The organism is Sphingobium sp. PNB (assembly GCF_019873065.1).
GTDB classification, from domain to species: domain Bacteria; phylum Pseudomonadota; class Alphaproteobacteria; order Sphingomonadales; family Sphingomonadaceae; genus Sphingobium; species Sphingobium fuliginis.
The window spans coordinates 1-6,478 of record NZ_JAINEZ010000150.1 but is presented as its reverse complement, the minus strand read 5'-3'; the positions used below and the strand labels follow the sequence as shown (position 1 = coordinate 6,478).

The 6,478-nt window shown below is 69.8% G+C and carries 8 protein-coding genes and 2 pseudogenes; 1 reads left to right on the top strand and 9 read right to left on the bottom strand.

Annotated features, from left to right (window positions below):
- From K7W03_RS26250 to K7W03_RS26215, 8 genes and pseudogenes are all read right to left on the bottom strand, one after another.
- Positions 1 to 771 (bottom strand): annotated as a pseudogene (locus K7W03_RS26250) (hypothetical protein); the annotation flags it as partial.
- 8 nt (positions 772 to 779) lie between these two features.
- Entirely contained in the window at positions 780 to 1,139 is a 360-nt protein-coding gene (locus tag K7W03_RS26245; protein WP_013039658.1) for a hypothetical protein, read from the bottom strand.
- An 8-nt stretch (positions 1,140 to 1,147) separates the two neighbouring features.
- The gene (locus K7W03_RS26240; protein ID WP_222887825.1) at positions 1,148 to 1,966 is read right to left on the bottom strand and encodes a DUF2163 domain-containing protein; all 819 of its coding nucleotides are present in this window, start codon (positions 1,964 to 1,966) and stop codon (positions 1,148 to 1,150) included.
- Positions 1,963 to 4,290 carry a DUF2460 domain-containing protein gene (locus K7W03_RS26235; protein WP_222887822.1) on the bottom strand — a complete coding sequence of 776 codons (2,328 nt, stop codon included), beginning with the start codon at positions 4,288 to 4,290 and terminating at the stop codon, positions 1,963 to 1,965. Before K7W03_RS26235 ends, K7W03_RS26240 begins: the two co-directional genes overlap by 4 nt.
- Positions 4,287 to 4,829 carry a tail tape measure protein gene (locus K7W03_RS26230; protein ID WP_222887820.1) on the bottom strand — a complete coding sequence of 181 codons (543 nt, stop codon included), beginning with the start codon at positions 4,827 to 4,829 and terminating at the stop codon, positions 4,287 to 4,289. The genes K7W03_RS26235 and K7W03_RS26230 overlap by 4 nt, the downstream gene beginning before the upstream one ends.
- A gap of 82 nt (positions 4,830 to 4,911) precedes the next feature.
- Positions 4,912 to 5,109, bottom strand: coding sequence for a phage tail assembly chaperone (locus tag K7W03_RS26225; protein ID WP_099185675.1), 198 nt, complete (start codon positions 5,107 to 5,109; stop codon positions 4,912 to 4,914).
- Positions 5,106 to 5,432, bottom strand: coding sequence for a gene transfer agent family protein (locus K7W03_RS26220; RefSeq protein WP_229742428.1), 327 nt, complete (start codon positions 5,430 to 5,432; stop codon positions 5,106 to 5,108). The genes K7W03_RS26225 and K7W03_RS26220 overlap by 4 nt, the downstream gene beginning before the upstream one ends.
- Positions 5,429 to 5,836, bottom strand: a complete 408-nt coding sequence (locus K7W03_RS26215; protein WP_025552304.1) for a phage tail tube protein — start codon at positions 5,834 to 5,836, stop codon at positions 5,429 to 5,431. Before K7W03_RS26215 ends, K7W03_RS26220 begins: the two co-directional genes overlap by 4 nt.
- Positions 5,837 to 5,894: 58 nt before the next feature.
- On the opposite strand from K7W03_RS26215, the gene K7W03_RS26210 reads away from it, so the two are divergent.
- Entirely contained in the window at positions 5,895 to 6,224 is a 330-nt protein-coding gene (locus K7W03_RS26210; RefSeq protein WP_025552306.1) for a hypothetical protein, read from the top strand.
- Here the strand turns inward: K7W03_RS26210 and K7W03_RS26205 are convergent.
- Positions 6,221 to 6,478 (bottom strand): annotated as a pseudogene (locus K7W03_RS26205) (hypothetical protein); the annotation flags it as partial. The gene K7W03_RS26210 and the pseudogene K7W03_RS26205 overlap by 4 nt on opposite strands.

Below are 6,478 nucleotides of genomic sequence, written 5' to 3'. Positions count from 1 at the left end.
CCGCAGGCGCAACCCCGCTTCTTCCGCCACGAAGGCCAGGCCGAACGCCTCCACCAGCGGCGCCAGCGCATCGCCCACATCCGCGCCACCAGCCGCCATGCCGGCGACCGCGCCCAGCCCATCGCCGGTCAACATCCCCCCGCTCAACGCCGCCGCCAGACCGGCAATCGCGACCGGCCCCTCGTCCGCCTCCACCTCGAAGGTCAGCGAAGGAATGCGGTTACCATAATCCGCCAGCGCCAGATCCTCGAACACGGCGTAGGCGATCCCCCGATGCGCCGGCGTCGCTCCCACGCCCTCCGCTGCCGCGATCAGCGAATCGACCGCCTGATCCTCGCCTCCGCCATGCAGCCTGAACGCCCCCAGCTCGGTCTTGAAGTCCCCCGCCGCCCCGCGCAGCAGATTGCCGTCCGCCCAGATGCGCCGCACCGACCGCACGGCCCGCGCCGACAGCGCCACGGCAAAGCTCGCCGAATAGCTGTAGCTGGTGACGCTGGGCCGCCCCTTGCCTCCGCCGCTCCTGCGCCTCGTCTCCTTGAGGTCCGTCGCCCAGATCACGGTTCCCGCCACCCGCAGCGTCCCGAACAGCCTCGGCACCTGCGACCCATAGGTCGACGTCTGGACCTGAACCTCGTTCAGCCGCCGCCCCTCCACGCCCTTGGGCCTGAACAGCACCGCATGATCGAAGGCATTGCCGATCAGCCCGCCGATGACGCCCCCCAACGGCCCGCCAATGGCCGTGCCAAGGGAGGTCAACACGATCGTCGCCATAGATTCTCCTATTCCGCCCGCCAGTAACCCAGCACCGGCCAGGGCGAAGGCCCCGGCATCTCCACGACGCGCCCCACGCCCGCATGGGCATGGACATGCCCGCCCGGCACGACGATCATCAGGTGCAGTTGCAACGGCCCCGGCCGCACCAGCGCCAGATCGCCCTCGCGCGCCGCATCGACCCGCCGCAACCCTGCCGCGCGCAGCCAGTCCGCCGCCCGGCCCTCATCCCCGGACCGCAGCCCATATCCCTCCGGCGCCGCCCGCCCCAGCACCAGCGCCGCCAGCCCGACGCAATCCAGCCCCCGCTCGGGCAGCCGCCCGTGCAGGCGGAACCGCACGCCCACCAAGGCGCGGGCCGCCGCCACGACCCCGCTCACGCCGCCCCCGGATAGCGCGTCAGCAAATCCGTCCCCGGCAGATAGGGCTCCCCCCGAAAATTCACCGCATTGCCGAACCGGCCGACGCACGTCGCCAACTGCCGGTCGCACCCCTCGGTCAGCAGCGCCAGGGCGCCCGCTTCCACCGCAAAGGGCGGCGGATCGGCCAGGCCGACATCCTCGGCGCCATTGTCGATCACCCCCTGCACTATCCCGCCATTGGCCCCGGTCAGCCAGCGCAGCGTCCCGAAGGCGTAGGCTCCCGGCTCCAGCCCGGCCACGCTCACCACCGCATCCTCCACCGCGCCGACGGCCACCACGCGCCGCCGCCCGGCCAGATCGACCCGGCACTGCCTGTCCCCCAGCGCAGCCCGGCAGTCCGGCGAAGTGGACGGCGCGACAGAAGCCTTCAGCGCCGCCATCGCGCCCACCAGCTCCGCTGAAAATGCCCCCGCCTTGCGCGTCACGGCCCCGATCTCCCCCCGCGCCAGCAGCAGCCACAGATCGCCCGGCGCCTCCCACTCGGTCAGCCGCAACTCCAGCCCGGCCCCGTCCCAGCGCCCCGCCATCAGGTCCGCCTCGCTGATCGCATCCGCCACCAGCGCGCCTTCGACATCGCTGTCCGCGCCCTCCACCCCGATGCCGCTGCGCACGGCGGAAGGCGTCATCCCCGGCGCCGCCCGATAGAGCAGATGGCCGATCTCCAGATCGCGATCATGGCTCGTCAGCCCGATCGTCACCCCGTCCCGCCGCTCGATCCGCCAGCAAAAGGCCAGCGTCGCCAGCGGCTTCTCCAACGCTTCCAGCCCGCTCATTCCCTGATCTCCACCAATGGCACCGACGGCGCCTCGCCCGCCGCGAAGGTCGCCCGGTTGATGTCCAGCCGGTCCTCGGCAAAGCGCACCGGCACGTCGAAGCGGAAACCGGCCGTCAGCACCGCCCCCTCGGCGGGCGCGACATCGAAGGCGATCACGCCCAGCCCGGCATGGCTCCAGCCGCCCGCCATCTCCACGCCGTCCACGGCGACCCGGATGGTCCCCGCCACCGGCCGCGTGATCCGCCGCGCCTGCGCCTCCTCGCCCGCACCGTAGAAGCGCTGCAAGGGAAACTCCGCACGCACCCCGTCGCCCAGCCCCAGCCGCTGGTCCAGCGGCCCCGGCGCCTCCCCCATGCCGCAACTGCGGTCATCGAAGGGATCGCTGAACCGGAACCCCCGCGCCGCGCCCCGCCGCGCCCGGAAGAAGGCGATCAGCACCGCCATGTCCGCCTCCGACCGCACGCCCGGCCCGGCATCGAAGGACAGGCGCGCATTCGCCCAGTCGCTGCTGCGCCGCTCATGCCCCGAAACGCTCTCCACGACCTGCGTCGAAAAGGTCGGCGCGACACTCGCTTCCCGTCCAACGTCCAAAGGAAAGGACACATCGTCAAAGGCTTGCACATCTTCCTCCCCATTTAATCTGAAGCAGGTGAAGCCGTCCCGCGCCACCTGCGGCAGCGCCCAGATGAAGGTCGCCGCCGTCCCCCGCCGCACCGCCGCATCCGCCGCCGCCGCGATCTCCCCCCATTGCGCGGCATCCTCCCCGCGCAGCACGAAGCCCGAAAGATAATGCTGCGCCTCGACCGGATAGCCGAGCCGCTCCACCGCCAGTTCGACGCCCCGCGCCGTCAGCCGCTCGCGCCCCTGCGTCACCCAGTCATAATCTTCCAGTTGCAGCACATCGAAGGCGGGCGACGCCCATCCCAACGGCATGTTCGCCCGCTTGGCTTCCGGCGCCAGCGGATCGAGCACCGTGGGCAGATAGGCGAGCAGATGCGTCACCGCCCCCGGCGCCACCCCCTTCACCCAGGCGCAGAGCGCCGCCGTCGATGCCGCCAGCACTTCGCCCGCCCGGTTCAGCAACGCCTTCTGCCCGGCGCTCAGCGTCCCCCGCACATCCGGGATCGACACCAGCGCCGTCCCGAACGCCGCCCGCGCCGCATCGTCATACAGGCAGATGCGCCCGTCGGCGGGCATCACCCACCACCAGGGCTCGCCCACCTGAAATCCGATCTCCAGTCCAGCCGCCAACCCAATGGAAACAAAGGCCCCTGCCACCAACCGCAAATAGCTCATCGCCCCGTCATGCGCAGGGGAAAGCAGGGTGGAGGGCGGCGACCAGCCCGTCAGCGCGGGAGAACCATCCTCCGCCCGCTGCTTCCAGTCGTTCCAGCAATGCGCGTCGAACAATTCATAGGAAAGCGACCAGATCACCCCCAGCCCCAGCGCCTTCGCCCGCCGCGCGAAATCGGCATGCCAGGCGGCGCAGGGCGCGTTCAGCACCCCGCCGGCCAGGCTGATGTAAAATCCGCCGCCCAGCGGTTCCAGCCGGAAATAATGGCTCATCCCGACATAATGGTTGATGTCCCCGCGATAGCCCAGCGCATGGATCGACGCGACGATCCGCTCCGGCGTCTGGTTGAAGCAGTCGTCATAGCCGGTCGCCATCGACAGCCCATGTTCGGGCAGCACCGCATCGCCCACGCGCAGCACCGACCCGGCCCCGTCGCAGCGCATGTCGGAAAGCTCGCACCACCCCTCGACCCCTCCGGCAAAGGCGGCGCTCCCCGCATCGTAACCGGGCGCGGCGATGGAGATGAACATCCGGTCCACATCGCCTGCCCAGACCTCTTCCCCTTCGCTCAACAGGAATCCGCTCCTGATCGCGGCAAAATCCAGTGTGATCACAGCATCTTCCGGCCCGCCGCTCGCATAGTTCCACAAGCGCACATACCAGGCCCGCGCATGCCCCGCCGCGTCCCTCCCCTCGATGGTCAGCGTCGGCCCATGCGTCTGGTCCAGCCGCCGCAGCCCTCCGCTCCGCCAGCGGAAGCGCAGCACGCAATCGCGAAAATCCCGATCCGTCTCATAGGCCAGCAGGGCATGGCTCCACTTGTCCTCCGCCTCCCAGATCAGCCCCGCCAGATCCCCGGACCCGTAAAAGACGGCATCCACCCGAAGCGCGTCCGGCGCGGTGGTGACGACACTCGCCATCATCGGCCGGGGAAAATTGACGGTCCAGTGCGTCGGCGCGAACCGCTTCATGAACCGCGCCTCCTGCCCCCGCCGCGCATCGGCCAGCCAGTAAGCCAGTCTACTCATCCGCTTATCGCCCCCCTGACCGCCCGGGCCACCTGCCGCGCGCTGCGCGCCAGCAATCGGGCGCTATCCGTCCCCTGCCCCTGCACCGCGATGCTCACCCGCACATCCCGCGCGCCACCGCCGCCATGGGGAACAACCTGCCCGCTCGCGGTGGGCACAAAGACCTCCGGCCCCCGCTCCCCCACGACATAGGCGCGCCCCGGCGCCACCGGCCCGCCGGTAGCGCGTCCCGGCAAGCCCAACACGGACGCCGCCAGCCCGATCAGCCCGCCATCGCCCCCGATGCCGTTCATCCCGGCCCGCAAGGCGCTGGCCGCAATGTCGTCCAGCACCCGCAGCGCAATGGCCTTCAGCTCCTCGAAACCGAACTGCCCGGTCCGCACCGCCCGCAACAACCCCTGCTCGATCCGCCGCCCGGCCCGCTCCGCTCCCGTCGCAAGAGGCCCTTCCAACTCCCCCCGCATCGCCTCGACATCCCGCGCAAAACCCTGCCTGTCCGCCCGCACCCGCACGACCAGATTGTCGATCTCCTCGTCCATCCCTCTCACCTCGCAACCGAAAAGAAAAAGCCCCTCCCTTCAGGGAGAGGTTTGGGGGAGGGCAAAGCCCCACATTCCAACCTCAATCCGGCATCCCGGCCCGCAACCTCTCCAACTCCCCGCGATCCATCCCCACGCGCGCCTCGTCCTCATCCCCATGAGCCGCCCGCAACACGCTCTCCAGTTCCGCGGGCGTCGACCGCCAGAACTCCTCCGGCCGCCATCCCAGCAACCACCCCGCGACCCCTGCCAGCCGCGCCGCCGTTTTGAAAAAGCTCATCGTCCCCCCAAAATCTGCCCGAGTATCCCGCGCAGAACCGGCGTCAGCTTCGCCAGCCCCGCCGCCACGATCGCCTCGCCCAAAGCCTCCCGCGTCAAGCCGGCCGGCGGCTCCGCCAGGCAATGCCAGAACAGCCCGGCCATCTCGCCCAGCGACAGCTTCCCGTCCGCCGCCCGCTCCACCAGCGCGAACAACGGCCCCAATTCCTCCTCGGCCGCCACCAAAGCCGCGAAACTGGGCCGCAGCACAAGGCGCTCCCCACCCAGTTCCAGCGCAGCCTCGCCCCGGGCACCGTTAGCTGGGGCGCCATTGCCCCCGCTCACAGCGACACCACCGGCCCGGAACTTTCCAGGCTCAGCGCATAGTTGCGCTCGCCATTATAATCCCCGGCATAGTCCAGCCGCGTCACCAGAAAGCGCCCGCGCATCTTCTCGCCGCTTTCGAAGCTCAGCTCATAATCCTCGATGGTCCCGGCCAGCGCATGGTTGCGCAGCCGCACCTCCGCCGCCGATCCGGTGAATATGCCCGCCGCCGACACGCTGACGGATCGCACGCCCGCACCCGACAGCAGCTCGCGCCAGCCGCCCGATCCCTTGTGCGTGACGTTCACCGCCTCGCCGTTGACGGACAGTTGCGTGGTCCGCATCCCGGCCACGGTCGCATAGGCCGCAGGCGCCCCGCCATCGCCTATTTTCAACAGAAACGCGCTTCCTTTTTCCACGCCCATGGCGCATTCTCCTCTACGATAAACCGTGCAAGATTCGGGATTTGGAGAGAGGCCCCCTATGTTCGTCACCGCCCCCCTGATGCTGTTGCTGGCCGCCGCTCCGCAGGGCGGCGTCGATGTCGGCACTGGCCGCAAGGACTATTCGCAGTGCCTGTCGAAACAGATTCAGCCCGCCATCGACAAGAAACTGTCGCTCGGCGATTTCCAGTCCGCGCTGAAGAGCGAATGCGGCGCCAAGGAAGCCGCCTTCCGCGCCGCCATCGTCGCCGACGACAAGTCGAGCGGCATGTCGGACAAGGACGCGCAATCGGACGCCGACGACCAGATCAGCGAATATCGGGACAAGATCGTCGGAGAATATGAAGACTATTCGAAGCCGGGCAGCTAAGCCCGCACCACCCGCACCCGATAATCCGCCAGGGCCTGCCACCCGTCCCGCGCCGCCGTCCGCGCCACGCGGGACCGCACCAGCCGCGCGCCAACGACCCGCCAGCCCTCCACCGGCCCCAGCGCCCGCATCGCCGCATCCACCCGCTCCAGCAGGCCGCCCAGCCGCGCAGGCGCCTCCCCCACGTCGAACAGGCTGACCGCCACGGTCAGTTCCCGCCCCTCCACATCCTTCGCGCCCCAATCCAGCGCGAT

Bases quoted from the DNA above. Each gene is read 5' to 3' on its own strand.
- K7W03_RS26240 (WP_222887825.1), bottom strand. From the start codon at position 1,966: ATGAGCGGGCTGGAAGCGTTGGAGAAGCCGCTGGCGACGCTGGCCTTT.
- K7W03_RS26230 (WP_222887820.1), bottom strand. From the start codon at position 4,829: ATGGACGAGGAGATCGACAATCTGGTCGTGCGGGTGCGGGCGGACAGG.
- K7W03_RS26235 (WP_222887822.1), bottom strand. From the start codon at position 4,290: ATGAGTAGACTGGCTTACTGGCTGGCCGATGCGCGGCGGGGGCAGGAG.
- K7W03_RS26225 (WP_099185675.1), bottom strand. From the start codon at position 5,109: ATGAGCTTTTTCAAAACGGCGGCGCGGCTGGCAGGGGTCGCGGGGTGG.
- K7W03_RS26215 (WP_025552304.1), bottom strand. From the start codon at position 5,836: ATGGGCGTGGAAAAAGGAAGCGCGTTTCTGTTGAAAATAGGCGATGGC.
- K7W03_RS26210 (WP_025552306.1), top strand. From the start codon at position 5,895: ATGTTCGTCACCGCCCCCCTGATGCTGTTGCTGGCCGCCGCTCCGCAG.